Source organism: Mycobacterium sp. E1747, assembly GCF_001667775.1.
Taxonomy (GTDB): Bacteria; Actinomycetota; Actinomycetes; order Mycobacteriales; family Mycobacteriaceae; genus Mycobacterium.
Genome location: NZ_LZJI01000228.1, coordinates 1 through 26,829, shown reverse-complemented (window position 1 = coordinate 26,829; position 26,829 = coordinate 1). Strand labels below are relative to the sequence as shown.

23 protein-coding genes and 2 pseudogenes are annotated in these 26,829 nt (G+C 68.8%); 9 read left to right on the top strand and 16 right to left on the bottom strand.

All coding sequences use genetic code 11. From position 1 onward, the window contains the following. The 12 genes and pseudogenes from hypF to A5695_RS24045 all read right to left on the bottom strand — a co-directional run bounded on the left by hypF (position 1) and on the right by A5695_RS24045 (position 12,300). Positions 1-2,346: a carbamoyltransferase HypF gene (gene hypF / locus A5695_RS24100; protein ID WP_068088381.1), complete on the bottom strand. Its 2,346-nt coding sequence runs from the start codon at positions 2,344-2,346 to the stop codon at positions 1-3. Between the two features lies 1 nt (position 2,347). Further along, complete coding sequence (locus A5695_RS24095; RefSeq protein WP_068088378.1) at positions 2,348-2,614, bottom strand: HypC/HybG/HupF family hydrogenase formation chaperone; 267 nt, start codon at positions 2,612-2,614, stop codon at positions 2,348-2,350. 3 nt (positions 2,615-2,617) lie between these two features. Next, the gene (locus A5695_RS24090) at positions 2,618-3,115 is read right to left on the bottom strand and encodes a hydrogenase maturation protease (RefSeq protein ID WP_068088375.1); all 498 of its coding nucleotides are present in this window, start codon (positions 3,113-3,115) and stop codon (positions 2,618-2,620) included. Positions 3,116-3,261: 146 nt separating this feature from the next. Next, on the bottom strand, positions 3,262-4,587 hold the full coding sequence (locus A5695_RS24085; RefSeq protein WP_068088372.1) for a hypothetical protein: 1,326 nt from the start codon (positions 4,585-4,587) through the stop codon (positions 3,262-3,264). Further along, the gene (locus tag A5695_RS24080) at positions 4,584-5,228 is read right to left on the bottom strand and encodes a DUF6084 family protein (protein ID WP_068088368.1); all 645 of its coding nucleotides are present in this window, start codon (positions 5,226-5,228) and stop codon (positions 4,584-4,586) included. The genes A5695_RS24085 and A5695_RS24080 overlap by 4 nt, the downstream gene beginning before the upstream one ends. Next, on the bottom strand, positions 5,225-5,863 hold the full coding sequence (locus A5695_RS24075; RefSeq protein ID WP_068088365.1) for a DUF5947 family protein: 639 nt from the start codon (positions 5,861-5,863) through the stop codon (positions 5,225-5,227). Before A5695_RS24075 ends, A5695_RS24080 begins: the two co-directional genes overlap by 4 nt. Next, the gene (locus A5695_RS24070; protein ID WP_068088362.1) at positions 5,860-6,756 is read right to left on the bottom strand and encodes a NifU family protein; all 897 of its coding nucleotides are present in this window, start codon (positions 6,754-6,756) and stop codon (positions 5,860-5,862) included. The genes A5695_RS24075 and A5695_RS24070 overlap by 4 nt, the downstream gene beginning before the upstream one ends. Positions 6,757-6,762: 6 nt before the next feature. Next, on the bottom strand, positions 6,763-8,616 hold the full coding sequence (locus A5695_RS24065) for a nickel-dependent hydrogenase large subunit (protein ID WP_068088360.1): 1,854 nt from the start codon (positions 8,614-8,616) through the stop codon (positions 6,763-6,765). 72 nt (positions 8,617-8,688) lie between these two features. Beyond that, complete coding sequence (locus A5695_RS24060) at positions 8,689-9,744, bottom strand: hydrogenase expression protein HypE (RefSeq protein WP_068088357.1); 1,056 nt, start codon at positions 9,742-9,744, stop codon at positions 8,689-8,691. A gap of 231 nt (positions 9,745-9,975) precedes the next feature. Further along, positions 9,976-10,745, bottom strand: a pseudogene (gene hypB, locus A5695_RS24055) (hydrogenase nickel incorporation protein HypB). A 28-nt stretch (positions 10,746-10,773) separates the two neighbouring features. Continuing rightward, on the bottom strand, positions 10,774-11,109 hold the full coding sequence (locus tag A5695_RS24050; RefSeq protein ID WP_068088354.1) for a hydrogenase maturation nickel metallochaperone HypA: 336 nt from the start codon (positions 11,107-11,109) through the stop codon (positions 10,774-10,776). A 72-nt stretch (positions 11,110-11,181) separates the two neighbouring features. After that, positions 11,182-12,300: a HoxN/HupN/NixA family nickel/cobalt transporter gene (locus tag A5695_RS24045; RefSeq protein WP_068088349.1), complete on the bottom strand. Its 1,119-nt coding sequence runs from the start codon at positions 12,298-12,300 to the stop codon at positions 11,182-11,184. 154 nt (positions 12,301-12,454) lie between these two features. Here A5695_RS24045 and A5695_RS24040 point away from each other — a divergent pair, with 154 nt between their 5' ends. Then, positions 12,455-12,946 (top strand): Fur family transcriptional regulator, encoded by a 492-nt coding sequence (locus A5695_RS24040; RefSeq protein WP_068088346.1) that lies wholly within the window; start codon positions 12,455-12,457, stop codon positions 12,944-12,946. 15 nt (positions 12,947-12,961) lie between these two features. Here the strand turns inward: A5695_RS24040 and mtr are convergent, their stop codons facing one another. Further along, positions 12,962-14,341: a mycothione reductase gene (gene mtr / locus A5695_RS24035; RefSeq protein WP_068088343.1), complete on the bottom strand. Its 1,380-nt coding sequence runs from the start codon at positions 14,339-14,341 to the stop codon at positions 12,962-12,964. A gap of 4 nt (positions 14,342-14,345) precedes the next feature. Beyond that, positions 14,346-15,356 (bottom strand): alpha/beta hydrolase, encoded by a 1,011-nt coding sequence (locus A5695_RS24030; RefSeq protein ID WP_231974960.1) that lies wholly within the window; start codon positions 15,354-15,356, stop codon positions 14,346-14,348. Between the two features lie 110 nt (positions 15,357-15,466). On the opposite strand from A5695_RS24030, the gene mqo reads away from it, so the two are divergent. The 8 genes from mqo to A5695_RS23990 all read left to right on the top strand — a co-directional run bounded on the left by mqo (position 15,467) and on the right by A5695_RS23990 (position 26,145). Continuing rightward, positions 15,467-16,969 carry a malate dehydrogenase (quinone) gene (mqo, locus tag A5695_RS24025; protein WP_082946270.1) on the top strand — a complete coding sequence of 501 codons (1,503 nt, stop codon included), beginning with the start codon at positions 15,467-15,469 and terminating at the stop codon, positions 16,967-16,969. After that, on the top strand, positions 16,966-17,445 hold the full coding sequence (locus A5695_RS24020) for a GNAT family N-acetyltransferase (protein ID WP_068088338.1): 480 nt from the start codon (positions 16,966-16,968) through the stop codon (positions 17,443-17,445). Before mqo ends, A5695_RS24020 begins: the two co-directional genes overlap by 4 nt. Continuing rightward, positions 17,442-19,277 carry a magnesium chelatase subunit D family protein gene (locus tag A5695_RS24015; protein ID WP_068088335.1) on the top strand — a complete coding sequence of 612 codons (1,836 nt, stop codon included), beginning with the start codon at positions 17,442-17,444 and terminating at the stop codon, positions 19,275-19,277. The genes A5695_RS24020 and A5695_RS24015 overlap by 4 nt, the downstream gene beginning before the upstream one ends. 14 nt (positions 19,278-19,291) lie before the next feature. Then, positions 19,292-19,906, top strand: a complete 615-nt coding sequence (gene cobO, locus A5695_RS24010) for a cob(I)yrinic acid a,c-diamide adenosyltransferase (protein WP_068088332.1) — start codon at positions 19,292-19,294, stop codon at positions 19,904-19,906. Continuing rightward, positions 19,903-21,276, top strand: a complete 1,374-nt coding sequence (locus A5695_RS24005) for a cobyrinate a,c-diamide synthase (RefSeq protein WP_068088329.1) — start codon at positions 19,903-19,905, stop codon at positions 21,274-21,276. The genes cobO and A5695_RS24005 overlap by 4 nt, the downstream gene beginning before the upstream one ends. 124 nt (positions 21,277-21,400) lie before the next feature. Then, entirely contained in the window at positions 21,401-22,606 is a 1,206-nt protein-coding gene (cobA, locus tag A5695_RS24000; RefSeq protein ID WP_068088326.1) for a uroporphyrinogen-III C-methyltransferase, read from the top strand. 33 nt (positions 22,607-22,639) lie between these two features. Then, positions 22,640-24,232 carry an MFS transporter gene (locus A5695_RS23995; RefSeq protein ID WP_068088323.1) on the top strand — a complete coding sequence of 531 codons (1,593 nt, stop codon included), beginning with the start codon at positions 22,640-22,642 and terminating at the stop codon, positions 24,230-24,232. 164 nt (positions 24,233-24,396) lie between these two features. Further along, positions 24,397-26,145: a proline--tRNA ligase gene (locus tag A5695_RS23990; protein ID WP_068088320.1), complete on the top strand. Its 1,749-nt coding sequence runs from the start codon at positions 24,397-24,399 to the stop codon at positions 26,143-26,145. A gap of 19 nt (positions 26,146-26,164) precedes the next feature. Here A5695_RS23990 and A5695_RS23985 read toward each other — a convergent pair whose 3' ends face one another. Then, the gene (locus A5695_RS23985; protein ID WP_068088317.1) at positions 26,165-26,611 is read right to left on the bottom strand and encodes a ferritin-like domain-containing protein; all 447 of its coding nucleotides are present in this window, start codon (positions 26,609-26,611) and stop codon (positions 26,165-26,167) included. Positions 26,612-26,624: 13 nt separating this feature from the next. After that, a pseudogene (locus A5695_RS23980) lies at positions 26,625-26,829 on the bottom strand (hypothetical protein); the annotation flags it as partial.

Below are 26,829 nucleotides of genomic sequence, written 5' to 3'. Positions count from 1 at the left end.
TCAGCCCTCCTCCCGCGCGGTCAGCATGGCGATCGCGGCCTGGCCCAGGGCGAGCCCGCCGTCGTTCGGCGGAACGGTGTGGTGGGTCAGCACCTCGAACCCGGCCAGCTGTAACCGTTGTCGACATGCCTTGAGCAACAACACGTTCTGGAACACCCCGCCGGTCAGGCCCACCAGCCGGGTGGTGCCGGCCACCCGACCGACCACCTCGACGACGGCGACCGCGACGGCCCGGTGAAACGCCGCGGCCAGCGGCGCGGGCCGCGCGCCGGCGCGCAGCGCCGACACCAGCGCCCGCACCATGGCGGCGGGGTCGATCACCCCGTCTGCGCGCACGGTGAGCGACAGCGGCGGCCCGGCCGGCGCACCCGCCGATTCCGCCAGCGCCTCCAGCTCGATGGCGGCCTGGCCTTCGTAGTCGATGCGGTGCCGAACGCCGAGCAGCGAGGCGACGGCATCGAAGAGGCGACCCACGCTCGAGCAGGGCACACATCCGGTTCCGGACTCCAATTGCGAACGCGTGACACGTAATTCGTCCCCGGTCGCGGCGGCGACGGGCGCCAAGTCGGGGGCCCAGTCGATGCCGGCGCACCACAGCTGGGACAGCGCCATCCGCCAGGGGTGGCGCACCGCGGCGTCACCACCGGGCAGCGGCACCCCCAACAGGTGGCCGGCCCGGACGAATCGGTGGCTGTCGGTACCGAGCCGCAGAATCTCGCCGCCCCAGATGGTCCAGTCGCATCCGTAACCGGTGCCGTCGAAGGCGACGCCGATGACGGGTTCGCCGAGGCGTCCGTGCTCGGCCAGCAGCGAGACCACGTGCGCGTGGTGGTGCTGAACGAGGTTCAGCGGTCGGGCGTCGGCGTGGCGCTCCGCCCAACTGCGGGTGTGGTATCCGGGATGCAGATCGGCGGCCAACCGCGCCGGCTCGCCGCGCATTTCGGTGAGCTGGCTCACCGCCCGCTCGAACGCGCGCAGCGTCTCCCAGGTGCCCATGTCGCCGATGTGCCCGGACAGGTAGGCCCGCGGGCCGTCGGTGAGACAGAACGTGTTCTTCAATTCCCCGCCGACGGCGAGCACCGGCGGCCCCGGCATGTTCAGGTCGACCGGCAGCGGCGCATACCCACGGGAGCGGCGGATCGGCAGTTCGTGACCGTCGACCACGCGGACCACCGAGTCGTCGCACGGGACGTGGATCGGGCGGTCATGGTCGAGGACCGCGTCGCACAGCGCCGGAAGTCTGTGTGCCGCATCGTCGTCGGTGAAGCAGATGGGTTCGTCGGATCGGTTGGCGCTGGTGAGCACCAGGGCATCGGGCACCGGCGCGGCGGCGCCCGGTACGGGTGTCAGGAGCAGGTGATGGAGGGGGGAATACGGCAGCATCAGGCCGAGCAGTGGGCTGCCGGGGGCGACTCCGTCGACCACCGGGGCGTCCGGCCGGCGCTTGAGCAACACGATCGGGCGGGCGGGAGCCAGCAGCGCCGCCGCCTCGGTGTCATCGACGTAGGCGTAGGCGCGCGCGGCGTCGAGGTCGCGGACCAGCATGGCAAACGGCTTGGCGCCGCGAGCCTTTCGTGCACGCAGGGCGGCGACGGCCGTGTCGTCGGCGGCAGCGCAGGCCAAGTGGTAGCCGCCAACGCCCTTGATGGCCACCACGGCGCGCGCGGCGAGCGCGCGTTGGGTGGCCGCCAGCGCGGCGTCCACCCCGTCGACCCGGCCGGCCGCCGACGAAAACCACAGGGATGGACCGCAATCGTGGCAGGCGATGGGCTGCGCGTGAAACCGGCGATCAGCGGGGTTGTGGTATTCGGTGGCGCAGCGCTCACACATGGCGAACCCCGCCATGGTGGTGGCCGGGCGGTCGTAGGGCAACCGGCGGATGATGGTGAAGCGCGGCCCGCAGTTGGTGCAGGTGACGAACGGGTGGCGGTAGCGCCTGTCCTGCGGATCGAACAGCTCGGCGACGCAGTCGTCGCACATCGCGATGTCGGGCGGAATCGGCGTCGTTTCACCGGGTGCGGCGCGGCTGGTCACTATCCGGAATTCGCGACCGCGGCCGGCATCGGGGGCGAGCTCGTGAATGGTCACGTCGCTGATCCGGGCCAGCGCCGGCGCCTCCGCGCGCAGGCGACGTGCGAATTCGGCCAGGCGTGCCCGGTGGCCCTGCACCTCGACAAAGACGGCGCCGGAATCGTTGCCGACGAAACCGGACAAGCCGAGCTCGGTCGCGATGCGGTGGACGAACGGCCGGAAGCCGACCCCCTGCACGACACCGGTCACGGTGAAGCGCTGCCGAACCCGGGTAGAAGCGGGGTCGTGCCGCAGCAGCAGGGGCGACGGGGCCATCTCAGCCGCCCTCCGGAAGGTCGAACGGATCCGTGCGGCCCCTGCCCATCAGTTCGAGCCCGGCCATCGCCTGCTCGGCACCCTCGCGGTCGGTCTTCTCGACGGCGAAGCCCATGTGGATGATGACCCAGTCACCCGGGACGAATGTCTCTTCCGGCAGCATGCCGACGTTGACCCTGCGCTGTTCGCCGGTGACGTCGACCAGCGCGAGCTGGCCCTCGTAACCGTCCAGCATCCGGATCACTTGGCCGGGGATCCCTAAACACATGGCTCAGCGGTCCTCTCGGCTGGTCGCCATCGAGTGTGACCGCAGCGCCGCGACGATCTCTTCGACGGCGCGCGCGGCGCGGGGAACCGCCCTGGCCACGGGTTCGGTGAGCCCGATGCCCTCCTCGACACTGCCCGCCTCGCACCCGACGACGACCGTGTACGGGGGATTGCCGCCCAGTGCCCGCAGGCTGGCGAACACCGTGGCGGGATCCATGCCGTGGCCGTCGAAACCGATTGTGGCCGGACTTGATTCATGGTCGGCCTGGAAGACGTGCAACGTGCCGGGGCTCCCGCGGCTGGGCACGGCGTCGATGAGGACCAGGGTGTCCCAGTCCTCGAGCAGGTCGTAGGCCAGGTGCATGCCGCTGATGCCGTAGTCGGTGACGCGGACGCTCGGATCCCCGCGGGAGATCTCGGCGGTGCGGATCACTTCGGATCCGAACCCGTCGTCGCCCAGGAAGATGTTGCCGATGCCGGCTACCAGGATGCGCGCTGTCATTCCCCGAGCCGGCTACATCCGCCTGAGCTTGAGGTAGCGGCGGGCGTCGGGCAGGGATACCACCCCCAGCACCAATCCGGCCGCGAGCACCAATGCGATGATCGCGACGAATATCCAACCCAGGATCTCCATCTCGAACACTCCTTTCACGAGTTTGCCGGGCTGCGTTGAGCTTCCAGGGGCTCGATTTCGTCCGGGGAGAAGTACAGGTATCGGCCGTACCAGTCGTGCAGGTCGGCGGCCGGGTCGTCCTCGACGACGACGCCGACATGCTTGTTGCCCTCGACGTCTTCGTGCACCGAAGTGACACGGGCGGTCTTGCCGGCAACGAAGATGTCCTGCGCGTCGGCGTTTCGTCTCGGCCGCAACCGGACCTGACTGCCGCGCGCCACCCGGATCCCGTTCACCAGCACCGCGTCGATTTCGGGACGGACCGCGTTGTCGGCCAGCGGGTCCCACCAGTCGACCCCCTCGGGGACCTCTGGCACCAGACCCGCGATCGCGTGGGGGTCGCGCAACACACCGTGCAGGCGCGCCATGGCGTCGGGGGACATGGCGTCGCACTGGTCGATGATCCGCGCCGCTCGCGGATCGGTGGCGCGGGCCTGCGCCTTCTCCTCGTCTGTCATCGTCATCACGCGCAGCGTGAGGATCTCGTCGATCTCGGTGCAGTCGAACAGCGCGGTATCGCTCTGTTCGGCGACCTCCGGGTGGTCGTAGAGGATAATCGGCGAAATCAGCAGCGAGTCGCGAGCTCCCGGCGGGCCGGCCAGCACCGGGAAGCAGCGGTGCTGAGCGCACCGGGACACCGCGTCGGCCGCAGCCGGCGACGGCTCGAGCAGCGAAACGAACCGCCCCCGCCCGAGTTCGGCGATGAGGTGCGTGCCGATCATCGACCGCGCGATCGCGTCGTTCTTGTCCACCGTGCCGGTGCCGACGTTGCGGATGCGCACGGACACTCGGCACAGGTTGCCGTCCGCCTCGCTGGCGAGCGTCAACACGCCGCGCACCTCCCGTCGTTGGCGCACCAGGCGCCCACCGTCGACCGTCTCGACGTCAGTGCCCGCGGCGGCCGTCACCGACAGTGTCCAGGTTCGCCCGTCCAAGGCGACGGGGCCGAAGGGCCGTTCACACTCGACCGCCTCGTCCCAGGTGAGCCACGAACCACCCGGGCTCGTCAGCTCATCGACGGGTTCGTATTCGCCGTGGGCGATTTCCCGTTCGGCCCGGCGGTGTTGCAGTTGCAGGAACCGCACCGTCAGGTTCAGCTCCCGGGCCCCGTCGACCAGGAACTGTGCCGCCATGCTGTCGTCCTCGCCCAGGCCCGCGTCCGCCGCCCCGGGTGGTCCCAGAACGCCGAATTGCCAGCGCGATTGGTTCTTGGTCGACGTCCCGCGGTAGGGGTAGAGCAGGTAGCCCTCATAGAGGACCGCGTCGGCGACGGCGCGGGCCCGGTCCTGATCCTCGGTCATCGCGCCGCCTCCCGGTCCGCATCCAACAGTGAGGTGATCGCGTGGTCGAGATCGAGCAGCCCGTGCGCCGACTTGTAGGCGGCCAGCGCGCTGATGGTTTCGTGACTCAGCCGCAGCCAGCCGGCATTCGGATAATGCTGGGCGATCAGCTGCCGCCAGACCGTGACCGGCATGTCGTAGCGGTATTCGCAGTCCCATGGCACCTGCTGGACGGAGAAGCCGCGCTCGGATTTGACGAAAATCGTTCCGCTGAACAGGAACTGGAGCGGCAGTGCGCCCTCGTGCAACGCGTGCAGATATTTAGCGGCGGCGACCTCGAAGTCGTAGGTGCAATCCAGGGGGAGCGCCGCAGTGGTGGTGCCGGTGAATCCCGGCACCATCGCGGTGCAGTGCTGCCACAGGAAGGTGCGTTGCGTGCTCGCCCAGCGTTCGCGCGGGCCGAACAGATCGGTCAGCCCTGCGGCTTCGTCGTCGGAGTAGGACCGGCGCAGCGGTTCGATGCGGACCTGGCAGCGCAGGGCGATCGCGTGCACCGGATCGTCGTCGCCGCCGGTGGTCACCGCGATGCGGGCGGTCAGCACCGGGCTGACCGTGTACGGTTCGGGCGCCACGTCGAGGACCGTGAAGTCGATGTCCATCATGGCGGCGTCTCAGCAGGTGTTGTTAGTGCGCGGGCGTTGAGGTGGGAGAAGAAGCCGTCGATGAACGCGCGCGCCTCCTGTCCCCCGTCGAACCCGCGCCACAGCAGGCGCAGCCGCCCGACGAATTCGTAACAGGCGTCGATTGGGACCAGGTAGGTTTGCGGCGGGCCGCTCTCCGGGACGCGGACCAACAGCGCCTCCACGTCGTCGGCCAGCAGTCTCACCCGCGCGTCGGCGCCACTGAGTGTGTCCCAAATGTCCAGCGCGAGTTCGGATTCACACGCGCCGGCCGGTCCTGGGTAGAAGGCGACGGTGCGCCCGAGCGCGGAGTTGGTGAAGAAGAAGGCCACCCCCACCGGAATCTGCAGTGCCTCCCACGCGCGGCGGTCCAGCGCGAACTGCGGGAAGGACAGATACCGGTCGGGCACCGCGCGGTAGCGCAGTTCGGCCTGGGTGTCGGTGAACAGCAGATAGCAGGCCCGGCACACGCACATGAGCTGCCGGTCGGCCACATTGACCACGTGCTGGTGAGAGTCGGCGACTGATTCCGAGCACATTTCGCACCGCTCGCCGGCCGGTGCGGCGACCGGCCGGTTGCTGCGGATGCGGGTCAAGACCTCGTAGGGCGTGGTCATGCGGGGGCGCCCATCACGTGCACCGGTTCGCGGACCGGCAACGCCACCGACAGCACGCCATCGCGGACCAACAACGGAAGCGGGTCCAGGTGCGCGCCGCTCACGCTCGCCCCGGCATGTACGGCGTCGAAGTCCGTCTGGCAGCGCGGGCAGCGCAATTGCGCCCCAAGCAGTTTCGCGCCGGCCAGCGTGGCGTCGCACACCGGGCAGTGGTCGCGGTAGGCGAACGTCTGGTCGCCGACCCGGCACGCCAGCACGGTGGTCACGCCGACCCGATAGCCCGCCACCTCCCCGGGCGCCAGCTCGGCCAGCTCGGGCGCCGCAAGCCACCTGCTGGACCCGTTGGAATGCACGCGGGCCAGTAGCGATTCGGCCGGGATGACGGTCGTGGTTTCGGGCTCGGCCGTCGCCACCTCGATCGAGGAGATCTCGGGGGCCGCGGCGCGCACCGCGTCCTCGACGGCCAACTCCAGCGTCACCGCCGACGACGGACAGCTCTTGCAGCTGCCGGTGAACGCCAACCGTACGGTGTCGCCGTCGACTCCGATGAGGTCGACGTCGCCGCCGTGCGAGCCCAGATACGGCCGCACCCGGTCCAGCGCGTCGGAGACCCGGCGGTGCACATCGTGCGGGTGCAGGCCGTGCACGAGGAGCAGGCTGGCCACCAGGTCGTCGGTGGCCAGCCGCTCGGCTATGCCCGGGTCCTTCATCAGGCACTGCATGATCCGTTGCAGCCCGGCCCCGTAGAGGCCGACCACCTCGCGGACCAGCTCGGTCGCGCGCTCCTGTGCGGCCGGCCCACTGGCCGCGCAGGAATCCAGAAGGGTCTGGATTCGATCGCCCGCTGTGCGCCACCGCGCCTCGATTTCGTCAAGGGTGTCCGGGCGATCCACCTTGACTCACTCCATCGATTGTGATGACCTGCTGCGCCCGGCTTCGCCGAGCTTGCAGTCATCACCGCCGGCGGGTGACTGTGTCGGTGTGTGCAGTCTGTCGAGGGTCTTGCCCTTACCCAGGTACATGTGCACACCGCAGGGCAGGCACGGATCGAAGCTGCGCACCGTGCGCATCACGTCGATGCCCTTGAAGTTCTCCCGGCCGTTCTCTTCGAAGATCGGCTGGCCTTGCACCGCATCCTCGTACGGGCCCGGCGTGCCGTAGCTGTCGCGGGGGTTGGCGTTCCACGGGGTGGGCGGGTATGGATGATAGTTGGCGATCTTGCCGTCCCGGATCACCAGGTGGTGGCTGAGCACACCGCGAACCGCCTCGGTGAACCCGCACCCGATGGCCTCGTCTGGCACCTCGAAGCGTTCCCACGTCTTGGTGCGCCCGGCGCGGATCTCCTCGAGCGCCTTCTCGGCGAAGTACAGCCCGCACGCGGCCGCGTAGGCCTGGAAATAGGTGCGCGCGCGGTCGCGTTCGATGGTGTTGCTGCCGTACTTGGGGACCTTCCACTCCAGTTCCACCGGGCCCTTGAGCGCGGTCTTCGGCAGGTTGATCTTGACGCTGTTCCCGGTTGCCTTGACGTAGCCGATGTCGACGAGGCCGGCCAGTGCGGTCGCCCACAACCGGGCCAACGGACCGCCGCCGGTGTCCAGCGCCAGGTGGTCCTTGCCGTCGAACCAGCGCGGCGACATCACCCAGCTGTACTTGCCGCCGTCTAAGTCCCGCTTCTGCGGATGTGGGTTGGTGTGCTGATTCCACGGGTGGCGCCGGTCCACCGTGTTGCCCAGCGGATCGGTCTTGACGAACATCTCCTGGTCGGTCCAGTCGTCGTAATACGAACTGCCCAAAAGGATCCGGATGCCCAGGTTGATGTCGACCAGCGAGTGGGTGACGAGTTTGCCGTCGACCACGACGCCCGGGGTCACGAACATCGCGTTCCCCCAGCGCTCCATGTCCTTGTACGCGAAGTTGCACACCTCGGGGTCCTGGAACGAGCCCCAGCAGCCGAGCAGGGTGCGGCGCAGTCCGACGTTCTCGTAACCGGGCAGTGCGGTGTAGAAGAAGTCGAACAGGTCGTCGTGCATCGGCACGACCTTCTTCATGAACTCCACATAGCGCATCAGCCGGGTCATGTAGTCGGTCATCAACTGGATGGTCGCGACGGTGCCGACCCCGCCGGGGTACAGCGTGGACGGGTGCACATGGCGACCCTCCATGAGGCAGAACATCTCTCGCGTCCAGCGGCTGACCGCCAGCGCCTCGCGGTAGAACTCGCCGCTGAACGGGTTGAGCGACCGCATGATGTCGGCGATCGTCCGGTACCCGTGCGCGCCCGCCTGCGGCGCGGGCGTCTTCTCCGCCTGGGCCAGGACGCTCGGGTTGGTCTCGGAGACCATCTTCTCGCAGAAGTCGACGCCGACCAGGTTCTCCTGGAAGATGTTGTGGTCGAACATGTATTCCGCGGCCTCGCCCAGGTTGACGATCCACTCGCCGAGGTGCGGTGGCTTGACCCCGTAGGCCATGTTCTGCGCGTAGCACGAGCAGGTGGCGTGGTTGTCGCCGCAGATTCCACAGATGCGGCTGGTGATGAAGTGCGCGTCGCGAGGATCCTTGCCCTTCATGAAGATCGAGTAGCCGCGGAAGATCGACGAGGTGCTGTGGCACTCGACGACCTGTCGGTTCTTGAAGTCGATCTTGGTATAGATACCCAGGCTGCCGACGATTCTGGTGATGGGATCCCAGGCCATGTCGACGAGTTGGCTGGGTTCCCGGTTGGCGTGCATGGGTTCAGGGGTGATGGTTGCCATTGCAGTACCGCTCTCCGCCCCGAGGGCTTCTGTGATGAGAACGGAGCGCGCCGACCCGGTGGCCGAAGTGGCCTACCAGGTGCGGCGCGCCCCGGTGGTTAGTTGATCGCCGTTGTGGCGCCAGCGCGGCTCCTTGTCGACGGTGCGACCCGTGATACCCCTCAAATTGCGAATCACGGTGCCGTACAGTCCCGACGCGGTGCTCGATAACTTGCCGCCCGGCGGTTCGTCCATGAAGGGCATGAACTTGTCGGGGAAGCCCGGCATGGTGCACCCGATGCAGATGCCACCCACGTTGGGGCAGCCGCCGACACCGTTGATCCATCCGCGCTTGGGCACGTTGCACTTGACCACCGGGCCCCAACAGCCCAGTTTGACAATGCATTTCGGCGATCCGTAGTCGGTGGCGAAGTCGCCCTGCTCGTAGTATCCGGCCCGGTCACAACCCTCGTGGACGGTGTTGCCGAACAACCACTTGGGGCGCAGGGCGTCGTCGAGCGGAATCATCGGCGCCTGACCGGTCGCCATGTAGAGCAGGTAGGTCAGCGTCTCCGACAGATTGTCGGGATGGATCGGGCAACCGGGCACGCACACGATCGGGATGCCGGCCTTGCTCTTCCACTCCCACCCGAGGTAGTCGGGCACCCCCATCGCCCCCGTTGGATTGCCGGCCATGGCGTGGATGCCGCCGTAGGTGGCGCAGGTCCCGACCGCGACGACCGCGGTGGCCTTGGGCGCCAGCCGGTCGAGCCACTCGCTGGTGGTCATCGGCTGGCCGGTGGCGGGGTCGTTGCCGAACCCGCACCAGTAGCCCTCGTCTTTGAGCTTCTCGTTGGGGATGGATCCTTCGACGACGAGCACGAAAGGTTCGAGCTCACCGCGGTCGGCCTTGAAGAACCACGACAAGAAGTCGTCCGCCCCGCCATTGGGGCCGCATTCGAAATCGATTAGGGGCCAGTGCACGGCGACCTTCGGAAGCCCCGGTAGAGCTCCCAGGGCGATCTCCTCGACCGTCGGTTGGGTGGCGGCAGTCAACGCCACCGAATCGCCATCACAACTGAGCCCCGCATTAATCCAAAGAACGTGGATCAATGCTTCTTCTGCTTTGACTGCTGCTTCTGTTGGCATGCTGCAGCTTTCCGGGGCCGGGCTGAGAGACCCCTACGCCGCCGGAGTCGACCGTCGGCCCACTTGCGCAGCGCTATTTTTTGGGTCTACTCCTTGCCGCCGAGCGTGTCAACGGTTCTGCGACACCAACTAGTTAGACAACCATTGCATAGTATTTCGCCCCGCGGCGCGGGCGCCGGCGGACAGGCCGGCGGCCCCGGGGATCATGCGAATAGCTTGCAGAACGCCCGGTCAGGCCGCCGGCTCCGCGGCGAATCGCCGCAGCCAGCCGAACCACGCGGCCATTCCGGCTCCGGTGCGCGCACTGAGCGGCAGGATCGTCGCCGTCGATTGACCTTACGCACGTGAGCGATGTATTCAGCGACGTCCGCGTCGAGGTGAGGAACCAAGTCAATCTTGTTGAGCAGCACCACATCCACGGAACGGAACATCACCGGATACTTCAGCGGCTTGTCCTCGCCCTCGGTCACCGAGTACACCATGGCCTTGGCGTGCTCGCCGACGTCGAACTCCGCCGGGCAGACCAGGTTGCCGACGTTCTCGATGATCACCAGGTCCAGCGCGGGAAGATCGAGACCGGGCAGGGCGCGGTTGACCATCGGCGCATCGAGGTGGCATTCACCGCCAAAACCGTTGCTGGTGTTGAGCAGTGAGATCTGGGCGCCGCGCCCCCGAAGCTTGGCCGCGTCGAGATCGGTGGCGATGTCGCCTTCGATCACCCCGATGGCACGCTCGCCGGCGAGCTCGTCGAGTGTGGCCTGCAGGATGGTCGTCTTGCCCGATCCGGGCGAGCTCATCAGGTTGAGCGTGCGCACGCCGTTGCTCTCGAACGCCGCCCGGTTCGCATCGGCCAACAGGTCGTTCTCGGCGAAGATCGCCTCCAGCACGTCGACCCGCTGCTTGCCGGTCCGGTACTGGCCATGGTCGGCGTGCTGGTGATCCGGATCGTCGTGCTCGTGGGTGTGCACCGTCCCGTCGTCATGCCGATGAAATCTGCCCATGGTCAAATCCGTTCGGAAGAGCCGCTTTTCATGAGACGTCCAGCGACGTCACCAAGAATTCGTTGCCGTGCAGAACCTCGACGTCGGAGCTTTCGCACTGCGGGCACCAGATCGACCAGGCGGAGGTGATCTCCGATCGCCGCCCGCAGGCGCGACAGTTCACCTCGGCGCCGACGCACTCGAGCTCCAGCTCGGCCTCCGGCATGTTCTCGGCGTCGCGCACCAGAGTCCAGCAGAACGAAAGCGATTCGGGTACCACCTGGCGCAGCGCCCCGATCCGCACCCGCACCACGTCGACGTGCCGACCGCCGGCGTGGGTCTTGGCCACATCGGCGATGGCTTCGCACAGCGACAGCTCATGCACCGCCGATCACCGGCGTCCGCCGCAGGCTCATGAGCACTGTTCTACACCGAACGCCCGGGGTGCGCAGCAGTGTCAGGGCGAGGACGTCCACTTCTGTTCCAGCCGGCCGTAGCGCCAGACCAGCACGGCCACTGCCCAGGTGATGACGAACGCGCCCACGATGAAATAGCCGACGGTGTTGAGGTCCAACTCGCCGATCCAGTTCCAGAATGCGCCGCGCCACCCGAACTGCTCGGCGAACAGGGTGAGGAGTTCGACGGTGCCGATCAGCAGCGCGACCACGACCGACAGAGCGGTGATGGTGATGTTGTAGTAGATCTTGCGGACCGGGTTGGAAAAGGCCCAGCCGTAGGCGAAGTTCATGAACGAGCCGTCGATCGTGTCCAGCAGGCACATGCCGGCGGTGAACAGCACGGGCAGACACAGGATGGCGTACCACGGCAGTCCGGCGGCGGCGCTGGTGCCGGCCAGCACCAGCAGCGCGATCTCGGTCGCCGTGTCGAAGCCAAGGCCAAACAGCACCCCGACGGGATAGGAGTGCCACGACTTGGTTATCGATTTGGTGAAGCGGCCGAGGAACCGGTTCATCAGCCCCCGGTTGTCCAGCTGCCGTTCGAGTTCGGCGCCGTCGGTTTCGTGGTCGTAGTCGCCGCGGCGCAGCCGCGCGAACACCCGCAAGATGCCCACCAGTACGACGACGTTGAGCAGGGCGATGGCATAGAGGAATATGCCGGAAACGCCGGTACCGATCAGCCCCGTGTAATGGTGCAGCCCAGACGAGTCGTCCCGGACCGGCCCGACAATCGTCTTGACCCCGGACGCCAGCAGGATCGCCAGCGCGAAGACCACCGTGGAATGGCCAAGTGAGAAGAAGAATCCGACGGCGAGCGGGCGCTGCCCGTCATTCATCAGCTTGCGGGTGGTGTTGTCGATGGCGGCGATGTGGTCGGCATCGAAAGCGTGCCGCAGGCCCAGGGTGTAGGCGGTCAGCCCGACGCCCACGCCAAATGCCTTGCCGCCGAGGCTCAGTTGTGCGGGGGCGACCAGGGCCACCAAGGTGAGCCAGCCGACCAGATGGAGCGCGACGATGATCGCCAGCATCGAGGCCAGGCGCCACCACTCCGCCGCGGTCAGCGCGCTGCGAACCTTGGCCGGCCATGACGGCCGCTGGCCGAGCTCGGTACTGGCCACTGGGGTCCTTCCGGGAAGGAGGGAACAACCGGCACGACTGTATGTGCTGTTGCAGGCTAGATGCAAGTCGGTCGCAGGACACCGGGTTCCCGATCCGGGAGGCGAATTCGGCCGAAAACTGGCGCGCCCCGCGGAGCGGCGCGACACTGGGCGGATGACGCCCAAGCCGTCGGATCTGGACCCCTCCGTCGAGGCGCGGATCGGTGATCTGTTGCGCGCCCGGGGGCTGCGGCGGATGTCCTCGCGGATCCAGGTGCTGGCGGTGCTCGAGCCCGTCGACGGGCACCTGCCGGTCGCCGAGATCCACGAGCGGGTGCGGGCGGCATTGCCGCACGGCGCCCATGCCCCTGACGTCGCGACCATCTATCGCACGGTGACCACCCTCGTCGGGCAGGGGATGCTGCACGCGCTGACCCTCGACGGCGGCGTCACCACCTACGGGATGGCCACCGCGCCGCACCACCACGCCGTGTGTACCGAGTGCGGCTCGATCATCGAGGTGCCCGCCCGGCAGCTCAGCTCGGCGCTCGAGCACGCGATGGCGGGCAGTTGCTTCGCGCTCTCGGAGGCCGCGGGCCTCACGCTGCACGGGCTGTGCCCCCAGTGCCAGGACGACAAGCGGCCGCTCAAACGTTCCGGGCGCTGACGGTGGCGTCCCCGTCTAGCCCAGATCCAGTAGCGCATTTTCGACCACTTCCGGCAGCGCCGGATGAATCCAGTACTGCCCGCGGGCCATCTCCGGGGCGGTCAGCCCGAAGCTCATCGCCTGGATCAGCGGCTGGATGATCGACGATGCCTGGGGGCCCATGACGTGCGCGCCCAACAGGCGCCCGGTGCTCCGCTCAGCGATCAGCTTGACTATTCCGGTGGTGTCCTCCATGGCCCAGCCGTAGGCTACGTCGCCGTAGTTGTGTATCGCGACCGAGATGTCGAATCCCCTTGCCATAGCCTGGTTTTCGGTCAGTCCGACGGCCGCCAGCTGGGGATCGGTGAACACCGCCGACGGCACGTAGCGGTGATCGGTGATGACCATCGCATCGGTGTCGTCCCAGTCGCACAGGATGTTGTGCCGCACGACGCGGGCCTCGTGGTTGGCGACGTGCTTGAGCTGGTAGGGCGAGGAAACGTCGCCGAGGGCGAAAACGCCGCGGGCGGACGTGCGTTGGTATTCGTCGACCACCACCCGGCCATCCACGACGTCGACGCCCGCCTGTTCGGCGTCCAGCAGGTCGGCGTTGGGGACGCGGCCGGTCGCGACCAGCAGCAGGTCGGCGTTCAGGGTCGACCCGTCGTCCAGCCGCAGGGCGACGCCGGAGTCGTGGCTGGTGCCGCCCACGACGTTGCGGTGGGTGCGCAGTTCCCATTTGGCCGCGGCGATGCGGGTGAAGCGTTTACAGAGGGTGTCGTCGCAGTGCCGCAGCAGCGTGCCGCCCCGGATCACCAGCGTCACCCGCACGCCGAGAGCGGAGAAGAGGTGGGCGAATTCTGCTGCTACGAAGCCACTTCCAACGATCACGAGGTGCTCGGGCAACTCCGGGATCCGCATGATCGTATCGCTGGTGTGATACGCGACGCCGCAGTCGAGGATCGCGGGCGGGATGACCGGCCGCGACCCCGTCGCGATCACCACCTGATCGGCGGTGAACTCCTCACCGGTGCCGGTGTGCAAGAGGTAGCGCCCGTCGGGCTGAACCGGCCCGAATCGCACGTGCTGGCTGTACAAGTCGACATTGGGTGATGCCCGGCGATAATCTTCGCCGCTCATCGAGATCGGATCGATGCGCCCGAAGATGCGCGAGACGATGTCGTCCCAGCGCACCCGGTCGAGGTGCGCATCGACCCCGTAGCGCGCCGCGTCCCGGATCGTCGTGGCGACCTCGGCGGCGTAGACGAACATCTTGGTCGGGATGCAGCCGACGTTGAGGCAGGTGCCGCCGAACGTGCCATGCTCGCACAGCGCCACCCGCTTGCCGATGAAGCGATCGTCGAGAAGGCTGTTGCCCGAGCCGCTTCCGATAATCGCGATGTCGTAAGTCTCCACCCCGTCACCCCTGCTTCGAAGAGGTGCGGTCGGCGTTGAGGTAGTGGTCCAGCCAGCGGTCGAGCTGGCGATAGGCCGCCTGCCGCGGCTGCGGCAGCGACAGGAACACGTCGTGTTTGGCGTCGTCGATCGGAACGATGGTGCTGTGGTTCCCGATGCAGCCGGCCCGCCGGGCGATCTGGGTGACGTCGAGAACCGCGTCGCCGCGCTGCATGGACGCCGCGTCACTGGTTTCCCGCACGGTGTGATCCGAACGCAGGATCAGATTGGGCACCCCGACATCCAACCCGCGGTGCAGCCGGGCGTGGCCACGGCGGATGGCGTGCAGCCAGCCGAGCGTGATGGGAAAGCCCCCCACCGGTTTCCACTGCAGGTCGTAGTCGAACTCGCCGTGGTAGTCGCGGTGCAGCGTGGTGCCGTAGCCGCCCTCGGTGGGTGTCCGGACCACCCCCTTGGCCCGCACCCGGGACAGGCCCGCGATCAGCGCCGAGGTCACCGAATGGCGCAGGACCGCCGGGCCGTGCAGGTCCAGGAACGGGCTGTTGAGCACCAAACCCCCGATCCCGGCGTGCGCCGCGGCATCGCGCCGGCGAAGCCGGTCCAACCACAACGACACGATGAGCCCGCCGGAGGAATGGCCGTACACCAAGACCTTGGCGGGCCGGTCCTGGTCGCGGATTGCCCCCAGCGCGTGTTCGAGCTCGGCGTCATAGTGCTCGAGATTGGTGATGAAGTGCGGCGTCTGACCGTCGCGACGCGAGCGCCCGCATTTCTGGAGGTCCAGCGCGTAGAAGGCGAAGCCGCGGTCGGCGAAGTGATCGGCCAGGGCGGTGTTGAAGAAGTAGTCGGTGTAGCCGTGCACGGCGAGCACCGCGTGGCCGGTCGCCGGGGGGCCGGTGGGCTCGCCGCGCCGGATCAGCGTGGCGACGATCTCGCCCTCGCCGACCGGGTCGGGCCCGAGGGGGATGGTGCGCTGCCAATAACCGGGCAGGACATCGGGCACCCAGCCAGTCACGAGGCCAGCTTAGAGGTTTTGCTGGTCGCGGGGAGGCGCACACCGTTCGCGACCGGTACCGCTCGGGATAGCCTGGGGACCGGCCCAGTCGAGGAAAGGACCAGGAACAGGTGTCGTCGCTAGCCCGAGCCGCACGCGCGGACGTCGTGCTGGTGGGCGCGGGCATCATGAGCGCGACGCTGGGCGCGTTGCTGCGCCGGCTGCAGCCCGACTGGTCGATGACCATCGTCGAACGGCTGGACGCCGTCGCGGCGGAGAGCAGCAGTCCCTGGAATAACGCCGGTACCGGGCATTCGGCGCTGTGCGAGCTCAACTACACCCCGCAGACTCCCGACGGCTCGATCGACATCACCAAAGCGGTACGGATCAATGAGCAGTTCCAGGTGACCCGGCAATTCTGGGCGTATGCCGTCCAGAACGGGATCCTGACCGACACCGGCTTCTGCAACCCGATCCCGCACGTGAGCTTCGTTCGCGGGGCGCAGCGCGTCGAGTTCTTGCGTCGCCGGCAACGGGCGTTGGCGGCCAACCCGCTGTTCGCCGGCACCGAATTCATCGATGACGCCGACGAGTTCGCCCGCCGGCTGCCGTTGATGGCCGCCAAGCGTGACTTCTCCGAGCCGACCGCGCTCAACTGGGCTCCCCACGGCACCGATGTCGACTTCGGTGCGCTGGCGCGCCAGCTCATCGGCTATTGCGTGCAGGGCGGGGCGACCGCGTTCTTCGGCCACGAGGTCCGCGACCTGACCCGGCAATCGGACGGCGGCTGGACGCTGCTGATTCGCAATCGCCGCACCGGCGAAAAGCACCGGCTGAACGCCAGATTCGTCTTCGTCGGCGCCGGTGGCGACGCGCTGCCGTTGCTACAGAAGTCCGGCATCGAGGAGGTCAGGGGCTTCGCCGGGTTCCCGATCGGCGGCCGGTTCCTGCGCACCGACAACCCGGCGCTCACCGCGGCCCACCGGGCCAAGGTGTACGGGGTTCCGGCGCCGGGGGCCCCGCCACTGGGCGCGCTGCACCTGGATCTGCGGTTCGTCAACGGCAAGTCGTGGTTGGTGTTCGGCCCGTACGCCGGGTGGTCGCCGAAGTTCTTGAAGCACGGCCGCCTGTCGGACCTGCCGCGCTCGGTGAAGCCGGACAACGCCTTGTCCATGCTCGGTGTCGGGCTCACCCAGCTGACGCTGGTCAACTACCTGCTCGGCCAACTGCGGCTTTCCGAACCCGACCGCATCGACGTGCTGCGCGAATTCGCCCCCAGCGCAGTCGATTCCGACTGGGAGCTGACGGTGGCCGGTCAACGTGTGCAGGTCATCCGTCGGGACCGACGCAAGGGAGGCGTGTTGGACTTCAGCACCACCGTGATCTCGGCTGCCGACGGCAGCATCGCCGGGCTGCTGGGCGGCTCGCCGGGGGCGTCGACGGCGGTGGCCGCCATGCTCGACGTTCTCGAGCGCTGCTTCGCCGACCGCTATCGCTCCTGGCTGCCGAGACTCAAAGAGATGGTGCCCTCGCTGGGCGTCGAGCTGTCCCGCGAGCCGGCGTTGTACGACGAGGTGTGGTCCTTCAGCAATGAGGTGCTGGGGTTGAAGTCCGATTCGGGGGTTCGGTCATGAGTGAAGCGTTGCGTCGGTCCTGGGCCAAAGATCTTGGCGCACAAACTCTTTACGAGCTGCTGAAGCTGCGGGTGGAGGTGTTCGTGGTGGAGCAGGCCTGCCCGTACCCGGAGCTGGACGGACGCGATCTGCTCGCCGAGACCCGGCACTTCTGGTTGGAGACCGACGACGGCGAGGTGATTTGCACGCTGCGGTTGATGGAGGAACACGCCGGCGGCCAGAAGACGTTCCGGATCGGCCGGTTGTGCACCAAACGCAGCGCGCGCGGGCAGGGTCACACCACCCGGCTGCTGCGGGCCGCCCTCGCCGAGGTGGGCGACTACCCGTGCCGGATCGACGCGCAGACGTACCTGGCCGACATGTACGCCCGGCACGGATTCGTCCGCGCCGGCGAGGATTTCGTCGATGATGGCATTCCGCACGTGCCGATGCTCAAGCCCTCGCGCCCCGCTCCCCGCCTCACGGAGTTGCCGTGAAGCCGTATCCGTTCAGCGCGATCGTCGGGCACGAGCAGCTGCGCCTTGCGCTGTTGCTGTGCGCCGTGCGCCCGGAGATCGGCGGTGCGCTGATCCGGGGCGAGAAGGGCACCGCCAAGTCGACGGCCGTGCGCGGCCTGGCGGCGCTGTTGTCCGCCGCGACCGACGGCGAAGGGGCAGGTCTCGTCGAAATGCCGCTCGGCGCAACCGAAGACCGGGTGATCGGCTCGCTGGACCTGCAGCGGGTGCTGCGCGACGGCGAGCACGCGTTCTCGCCGGGGCTGTTGGCCCGCGCGCACGGCGGCGTGCTTTACGTCGACGAGGTCAACCTGCTGCATGACCATCTGGTGGACGTGCTGCTCGACGCCGCGGCCATGGGTCGGGTGCACATCGAGCGTGACGGTATCTCCCATTCCCACGAGGCGCGGTTTGTCCTCATCGGCACCATGAACCCGGAGGAAGGCGAACTGCGTCCGCAGCTGCTGGACCGGTTTGGTCTCACCGTCGACGTACACGCCTCGCGCGACGTCGACGTGCGGGTGGAGGTGGTCCGGCAGCGCATGGCCTACGAGGCGGACCCCGACGCGTTCGTCGAGCGGTACGCCGACGCCGAGGCGGAACTGGCCCGGCGCATCGCCGACGCCCGGGCGCTCGTCGGCGAGGTGGCGGTGCCGGACAACGAATTACGGCGCATCGCGGCGGTGTGCGCGGCGTTCGACGTCGACGGGATGCGCGCGGACCTGGTGGTGGCCCGCACCGCGGCCGCGCACGCCGCCTGGCGCGGAGTCAAGGCCGTCGAAGAACAGGACGTCCGGGTGGCCGCCGAGCTGGCGTTGCCCCATCGGCGCCGCCGCGACCCGTTCGACGACCCGGGCATCGACCGCGACCAGCTCGACGAGGCGCTGGCGCAAGCCGGTGACGACGATTCCGAACCCGACCCCGACCCGCCGGTCGGCGGTCAGTCCGCGGAAGGAACTGCGGAGCAACCGAATTCGTCGTCCACGCAGAAGCCGCAACCGCCGCGCCCCAGCGCGCCACCGTCGAAGACCTTCCGCGCCCGCGCGCTGACGGTGCCCGGGGTCGGCGTCGGCGCGCCCGGGCGGCGCTCGCGGGCGCGCAACGCGACCGGCAGCGTGGTCGCGGCGGCCGGGGGCGACGACACGAACTCCGGCCCGCACGGGCTGCACCTGTTCGCCACCCTGCTCTCGGCCGCCGAGCGCGCCGGCACCGGGCCATTGCGGCCGGGCCCGGACGACGTGCGACGGGCGATCCGCGAGGGGCGCGAAGGCAACCTGGTCATCTTCGTCGTGGACGCCTCGGGATCGATGGCGGCGCGCGATCGCATGGCCGCGGTCAGTGGGGCGACGTTGTCGCTGCTGCGCGACGCCTACCAGCGCCGCGACAAGGTCGCCGTGATCACCTTCCGCCAGCACGAGGCCAGGCTGCTGTTGCCCCCGACGTCGTCGGCGCACATCGCCGGCCGGCGACTGGCCCGGTTCGACACCGGCGGCAAGACCCCTTTGGCCGAGGGCCTGCTCGCCGCGCGGGAACTGATCGTGCGGGAAAAGGCGCGCGACCGTGCCCGGCGGTCCCTGGTGGTGGTGCTCACCGATGGCCGGGCCACGGCCGGACCCGACCCGTTGGGCCGCAGCCGGGCGGCGGCCGCCCGCCTGGTGGCCGAGGGCGTCGCCGCGGTGGTCGTGGACTGCGAAACGTCGTACGTGCGGCTGGGTTTGGCCGCGCAGCTGGCGCGCCACCTCGGCGCCCCGGCGGTGCGCCTCGAGCAGTTACACGCGGACTCCCTGACACGCGCCGTGCGAAACGCGGCCTGAGAAGGTAAACGCTGATGCCCCAAGGCCGACCAGTCCAGGTGCCCGACGACGGGCTGAGCACCAGGGCGCGGCGCAACACCCCGGTCTTGGCGGTGCACACCGGCACGGGCAAGGGAAAGTCGACCGCGGCATTCGGAATGGCGTTGCGCGCCTGGAACGTCGGGCTCTCCGTCGCCGTGTTCCAGTTCGTCAAGAGCGCGAAATGGAAGGTGGGGGAGGAAGCCGCCTTCGCCCGCCTCGGTCAACTGCACCAGCAGCACAACGTCGGTGGGCCCGTCGAATGGCACAAGATGGGCTCGGGTTGGTCGTGGTCGCGCAAGGCGGGCAGCGAGCTCGATCACGCGACCGCCGCCGCCGACGGATGGGCGGAGATCACGCGTCGGCTCGCCGAGCAGCGCCACGACTTCTACGTGTTGGACGAGTTCACCTACCCGCTGAAATGGGGATGGGTGGATGTCGACGGGGTGGTGGACACGCTGCTGGCTCGGCCCGGCCACCAGCACGTCGTCATCACCGGGCGCGACGCCCCGCAGCGGCTGATCGAGGCCGCCGACCTCGTCACCGAGATGACCAAGGTCAAGCACCCGATGGACGCGGGCCGCAAGGGGCAGAAGGGCATCGAGTGGTGAGTGTCCCCGCCGTCGTGGTCGCCGCGCCGGCGTCGGGCAGCGGAAAGACTACCGTTGCAACGGGTTTGATCGGCGCCCTGCGGCGCGCGGGTCATGTCGTCGCGCCGTTCAAAGTCGGTCCGGACTTCATCGACCCCGGCTATCACGGCCTGGCCGCCGGGCGTCGCGGCCGCAACCTCGACCCGGTGCTGGTCGGCGAGGACCTCGTCGGCCCGCTGTACGCCCACGGGGCCGGCGGCGCGGACATCGCGGTGATCGAAGGGGTGATGGGACTCTTCGACGGGCGGATCGGCCCCGCCGCGACCGGCCCCGCCGAGGGCTCCACCGCGCACGTGGCCGCTCTGTTGGGCGCAGCCGTGATCCTCGTGGTCGACGCCCGCGGGCAGAGCCACAGCGTCGCCGCACTGCTGCACGGGTTTTCGACCTTCGACCCCGCGACGCGGGTCCGCGGCGTGATCCTCAACCGGGTCGGTTCGGCCCGGCACGAACACGTGCTGCGGCAGGCCTGCGAGCAAGCTGGCGTCGCGGTGCTGGGCGCCATCCCGCGGGCCGCCGAATTGGAATTGCCGACAAGGTATTTGGGCCTCGTTACCGCGGTGGAGTACGGGCGGCGCGCGCGGCTTGCGGTCGAGGCGATGACCGACCTGGTCGCGCGCCACGTCGACCTGGCGGCCGTGGCGGCGGTCGCCGCGAGCCGCGAGGGCCAGGCGTGGGACCCGGCGACGGTGGTGGGGGAGGCCCCCGGCCGGCGCGCCACCGTGGCGGTGGCGGCGGGCAAGGCGTTCACCTTCGCCTATGCCGAACACGCCGAGCTCCTTCGGGCCGCCGGCGCCGACGTGGTCGAATTCGACCCGCTCGCTGACCCATTGCCCGACGACACCGACGCGGTGGTGCTGCCCGGCGGCTTCCCGGAACAGTTCACCGCCGAGCTGTCGGCCAACGAGGTGGTGCGCCGGCAGATCAACGAGCTGGCCGCCGCGGGCGCGCCGATCCACGCCGAATGCGCCGGCCTCATCTACCTGGCCACCGAGCTCGACGGCCAGCCGATGTGCGGGGTGCTGGCCGGGGCGGCGCGGTTCACCCCGCACCTGACGCTGGCCTATCGCGACGCCGTCGCCGTGGCCGACTCGCCGCTGTACGCCGCCGGGCAGCGGGCGGTGGGACACGAATTCCACCGGACCGCAGTCACTTTCAGTGATGGTTACCAACCCGCGTGGGTGTACCGCGGCAACGACGTGGACGCGGTGCGAGACGGCGTCGTGCACGCCGGCGTGCACGCGTCGTACCTGCACACCCATCCGGCCGCGGCGCCGCACGCCGTCGCGCGGTTCGTCGCACACGCGGCCGCCCGCCGCATGCCTTCCGTCTAGTACCGATGGTGGCGACCCGCAGCGCCCGGCGTTGTCGCGCTCGCGGTCGCCACTAGTTCCGATGGTGGCGACCCGCAGCGCCCGGCGTTGTCGCCGCGCTCGCGGTCGCCACTAGGCTTGCCGGGTGACCGAGAACGCCTACCTCGCCGGGCTGCGCCTGGACGGCAAGAAGGTAGTGGTGGTCGGCGGCGGGTCGGTCGCCCAGCGCCGGCTGCCCCTGCTCATCGCCAGCGGCGCGGACGTCCACGTCATCTCCCGCAGCGCCACCAGGTCGGTCGAGGCGATGGCCGGAATCACGTTGTCCCTGCGCGAATACCGCGACGGTGACCTCGACGGAGCCTGGTACGCGATCGCGGCCACCAACGACCCCCAAGTGAATGCGGCCGTCGTCGCCGAGGCCGAACGGCGCCACCTATTCTGCGTCCGCGCCGACATCGCCGTGGAGGGAACCGCGGTGACACCGGCGTCCTTCCGCTACGAAGGATTATCGGTCGGCGTGCTGGCCGGCGGCGAGCACCGCCGCTCCGCGGCGATCCGCTCGGCCATCCGGGAAGCGCTGCAAACCGGACTCATCGCGCCGGACAGCGCCGTGAGCTCCGACGCGGCGCGCGGCGGGGTGGCACTGGTCGGCGGGGGACCCGGTGACCCCGAACTGATCACAGTGCGCGGGCGCCGGCTGCTGGCCCACGCCGACGTCGTCGTCGCCGATCGGCTCGCACCGCCGGAGCTGCTGGCCGAGCTGCCGCCCCATGTGGAGGTCATCGACGCCGCCAAGATCCCCTACGGGCGGGCGATGGCGCAGGACGCCATCAACGACGTCATGATCGAGCGCGCCCGCTCCGGGAAGTTCGTCGTCCGCCTCAAGGGCGGGGACCCGTTCGTCTTCGCCCGTGGCTACGAGGAAGTGCTGGCGTGCGTCGACGCCGGAATCCCGGTCACCGTGGTGCCGGGTGTGACCAGCGCCATAGGGGTGCCCGCCCTGGCCGGCGTTCCGGTCACGCACCGGGCCACAAATCACGAATTCGTGGTGGTCAGCGGCCATCTGGCGCCCAACCATCCCGAATCGTTAGTGAATTGGAATGCATTGGCCGCGATGTCCGGGACCATCGTGTTGCTGATGGCCGTGGAGCGCATCGAACTTTTCGCCGATGTGCTGATAAAGGGCGGCCGACCTGCGGATACTCCCGTTCTGGTGGTCCAACATGGGACCACGGCCGCGCAGCAGACTTTGCGGGCGACTCTCGCCGACACGCCCGAAAAGATCCGCGCCGAAGGCATCCGACCTCCCGCGATCATCGTGATCGGGCCGGTGGCCGCTTTCGGGCTTTAAACAATTCTTAAGATTACTGTAAGGTAATCCTTTATGACGGCCCTCAACGAAACCGAGCGCGCGATGCGGAACTTCACGTCCGCGCGCCCCGATCGTCCGGCCCCGGCGCGCTCCTCGCGCCCGGCGGAGACCGCCTCCACTCGCATCAGCAAGTACTACCCGGCCTGGCTGCCTTCCCGTCGCTTCATCGCGGCCGTGATCGCCATCGGCGGTATGCAGTTGCTGGCGACCATGGACAGCACCGTCGCCATCGTCGCGCTGCCCAGAATCCAGAACGAACTGAGCCTGTCCGACGCGGGCCGCAGCTGGGTGATCACCGCTTACGTGCTCACGTTCGGCGGGCTGATGCTGCTGGGTGGCCGGCTGGGCGACACCATCGGGCGCAAGCGCACCTTCATCGTCGGCGTCGCACTATTCACCATCTCTTCGGTCCTGTGCGCGGTCGCCTGGGATGAGGCGACGATGGTCATCGCGCGGCTCTCGCAGGGCGTCGGCTCCGCCATCGCCTCGCCGACCGGACTGGCACTGGTCGCGACCACCTTCCCCAAGGGCCCGGCCCGTAACTTCGCGACGGCGGTGTTCGCCGCCATGACCGCCATCGGTTCGGTGATGGGCCTGGTGGTCGGCGGGGCGCTGACCGAGGTTTCCTGGCGGCTGGCCTTCCTGGTGAACGTGCCGATCGGGCTGGTGATGATCTACCTGGCCCGCACCGCGCTGCGCGAGACCAACCGTGAGCGGATGAAACTCGACGCGACCGGGGCCATGCTGGCCACGCTGGCCTGCACCGCCGCCGTCTACGCCTTCTCGATGGGGCCGGAGAAGGGCTGGGTGTCGATCACCACCATCGGCTCAGGTGTGGTGGCGATGGGCGCGGCGCTGGCGTTCGTCATCGTGGAGCGCACCGCCGAAAACCCGGTCGTCCCATTCGACCTGTTCCGCGACCACAACCGGCTGTTCACGTTCGCCGCGATCTTCCTCGCCGGCGGGTTGATGTTCAGCCTCACCGTGTGCATCGGCCTGTACGTCCAGGACATCCTCGGCTACAGCGCGCTGCGCGCCGGCGTCGGCTTCATCCCGTTCGTCATCGCGATGGGGATCGGCCTGGGCGTTTCGTCACAGCTGGTGTCGCGGTTCTCGCCCCGGGTGCTGACCATCGGCGGCGGCATCCTGCTGTTCTGGGCGATGCTCTACGGCTGGGGGTTCATGCACCGCGGCGTGCCCTACTTCCCCAACCTGGTGCTGCCCATCATCGTCGGCGGCATCGGCATCGGCATCTGCGTCGTCCCGCTGACGCTGTCGGCCATCGCCGGGGTCGGTTTCGACCAGATCGGCCCCGTGTCGGCGATCGCGTTGATGCTGCAGAGCCTCGGCGGCCCCCTGGTGCTGGCCGTCATCCAGGCCGTCATCACCTCGCGCACGCTCTACCTGGGCGGCACCACCGGCCCGGTGAAGGTGATGAACGACCTCCAGCTGCACGCGCTCGACCAGGGCTATACCTACGGCCTGCTGTGGGTGGCCGGGGTGGCCGTCATCGTCGGTGGTGCGGCGCTGCTGATCGGCTACACGCCCGCGCAGGTGGCCCACGCACAAGAGGTCAAGGAAGCGATCGACGCCGGCGAGCTGTAGCTCAACGGGTTTCACCGCTAACGCCGAGGCGGGTCGAGAACCATTCGGTGCTCGCCGTATTTGATAGCGCCCGCGATATCAAATTCCCGAAGGCTCGCATGTCCCTAAGCACCGGGCTGTGCTGACGCTCTGCGCCCGCCCCCGACAAGTTAGGCTGGCCCGCTGTGATTACCCGGATGTCCGAGCTCTTTGTGCGCACGTTGCGCGACGATCCCGCTGACGCCGAAGTGCCCAGCCACAAACTCCTGATCCGGGCCGGCTACGTCCGGCCCGTCGCGCCCGGGCTGTACAGCTGGCTGCCGCTCGGCCTCAAGGTGCTGCGCCGGATCGAGCGCGTCGTCCGCGAGGAGATGGACGCGATCGGCGGGCAGGAGATCCTGTTTCCCGCACTGCTGCCGCGCGCGCCGTACGAGACGACGAACCGATGGACCGAGTACGGCGACGGCGTGTTCCGGCTCAAGGACCGCCGCGGCAACGACTACCTGCTCGGGCCGACGCACGAGGAGGTGTTCACCCTGACCGTCAAGGGCGAATACAGCTCCTACAAAGACTTTCCGGTGCTGCTGTATCAAATCCAGAACAAGTACCGTGACGAGGCGCGGCCGCGGGCGGGGATCCTGCGGGTGCGCGAGTTCGTCATGAAGGACTCCTACTCCTTCGACATCGACGACGCCGGACTCAAGGCCGCCTACCACGCGCACCGGGAGGCCTACCAGCGCATCCTCAACCGGCTCCAGGTGCGCTACGTGATCGTCTCCGCGGTCTCGGGGGCGATGGGCGGCAGCGCCTCGGAGGAGTTCCTGGCCGAGAGCCCGGTCGGCGAAGACACCTTCGTGCGCTGCCTGGAATCGGGCTACGCGGCCAACGTCGAGGCCGTCGTCACCGCCCGCCCGGAGGCCAAGCCCATCGATGGGTTGCCGGAGCCGGTGGTGCACGACACCGGTGACACCCCGACCATCGCCACACTGGTGGACTGGGCCAACTCCGCCGGCCTTGGCCGCACCGTCACTGCGGCCGACACCCTGAAGAACGTCTTGCTCAAGGTGCGCCAACCCGGCGGGGATCCGGAACTGCTGGCCATCGGACTGCCCGGCGATCGTGAGGTCGACGACAAGCGGCTGGGCGCGGCGCTCGAGCCGGCCGAATACGCGTTGCTCGACGACACCGACTTCGCCAAGTATCCGTTCCTGGTGAAGGGTTACATCGGTCCGAAAGCACTGCAGGACAACGGGGTTCGCTACCTCGTCGACCCCAGGGTGGTGGACGGCACCAGCTGGATCACCGGGGCCGACGAGCCCGGCCGGCACGTCGTCGGCCTGGTGGCGGGGCGGGATTTCACCGCCGACGGCACCATCGAGGCCGCCGAGGTGCGCGACGGCGATCCGTCCCCCGACGGCGCCGGCCCGCTGGTGTCGGCGCGGGGGATCGAGGTCGCGCACATCTTCCAGCTCGGCCGCAAATACACCGACGCCTTCACCGCCGACGTGCTCGGTGAGGACGGCAAGCCGGTGCGGTTGACCATGGGCTCTTACGGCCTCGGGGTTTCGCGGATGGTGGCGGTGATCGCCGAGCAACACCATGACGAGCTGGGGCTGCGCTGGCCCGCGGCGGTCTCGCCGTTCGACGTGCACCTCGTGATCGCCAACAAGGACGCGGACGCGCGCACCGGAGCCACCGAGCTGGCCGCCGACCTGGACCGGTTGGGCGTCCAGGTGCTGCTCGATGACCGTCAGGCCTCCCCGGGGGTGAAGTTCAAGGATGCCGAGTTGCTGGGCGTGCCGCGGATTCTGGTGGTGGGCCGCGGCTGGGGCAACGGCGTCGTCGAGCTGCGTGACCGCTTCAGCGGGCAGACGCGTGAGCTGGCCACCGGGCCGTCGCTGGCCACCGACGTCGCGGCCGCGCTGAGCGGGTAGCGCTCGAAATCCCTTGCGGCTAGTCGTTTCCGCCCGGGAAGCTCGTCGTGATGGGCCACGCGCCCAGCACGCGGTTCCAGCGGGCGGCCATCACGGCGCTCTGCGTCAGGGCCGTCGAGGAGAAGGCGCGGTCGTCGGCGGTCTCGGCGTGCTCGATCACCACCCGCCATGCCGACGCGCAGTCGTTCTCCATCCGGGCGGCCAGGCGTGCCGCGTCCGCGGCGCTGCCGATCAGCATCGGCAGCTGGTAGCCGGGGGCGGCGACCGGGGCATTGACCTTGCGGGCGGTCAGCATCGCGATCACGTCGTCGCGGCGCTGGCGGTGCTGCAACAGGGCCTCCACCACCATGCCGTTCACGCTGGGCGGCGACAGCGCCGAGACCATGCCGTAGCCGTAGATCGTCGAGTGTTCGATGGCCAGCGCGTCGCACAGCGCCGCGTTGTCGGCGTCTTTTCCTGATGTCATATCGAGCTGGAGCTCATATCGACGGGCCCCCGGGTACCAGGGCGACCGTGTACGACGCCGTGCAGGACGCGATGATGGACGCCAGCAGCCCGGCCCGGTAACCCGATTCGCCGGCCACCAGGCGGCTGGCGCTGTCGGCCGACGCCCGAAGGGCGTTGATCACGTCGGTCACCGGCGGTGGGGGCGGCGGCGGGCCAGCCGGCTCGGCCGCGCTCGGG